A 500-nucleotide genomic window follows, 5' to 3' on the forward strand; every position below is an offset into this window, starting at 1 on the left:
CGGCTCGGCATCGCCGCCGTCGCCGCTGAGCATGGCGATCACCCTCTCGCCGACATCCTCGCCGGCGACGGCCTCGTAGAAAACGTTGGCGATGGAGGCGAGGAAGCCGGAGGGGCCGCCGAATAAGGTGTTACCCAGGATCCGGGCGTGGGGGCTGATCTCGTCGCCGGTGACCTCGCGGTAGAGGTTGCCGACCAGGGGGATGTGCTGCAGCGGATTAATGATGTCCAGGAAGTCGCCGAAGCTGAAGTCCAGCTGGGGCTGCCCCTCATAGCGCGCGCCCTCCTGCGCGCCAGGCGGCAGGCCAGTGTGAATGCCGGTCACTTCCAAGTCGTACATAGAGTCCTCCGACCGCTAATCAGCAAGAAGTGGGCCAGGGCCTCAATAACCGGAAAATCAATGATTTAGGGTAGGCACCTCGGCGGCGCTGCCGGCCTGTGCTGCAGCTTCTGCCCGCGGCGCAGGACCGGCGGGTGCCGATCTTGCCGGGTGTCCGGCAG

Annotated in this window: 1 protein-coding gene; it reads right to left on the bottom strand. The window is 65.8% G+C overall.

What is annotated here, in order from left to right; translation table 11 throughout:
• Positions 1-339 (bottom strand): hypothetical protein (locus tag ACKGJN_RS16960; RefSeq protein ID WP_409540767.1); only part of this gene is annotated, 339 nt, incomplete at its 3' end.
• Positions 340-500: the final 161 nt, after the last annotated feature.

Source organism: Gillisia xinjiangensis, assembly GCF_046298265.1.
GTDB classification, from domain to species: domain Bacteria; phylum Bacteroidota; class Bacteroidia; order Flavobacteriales; family Flavobacteriaceae; genus Gillisia; species Gillisia xinjiangensis.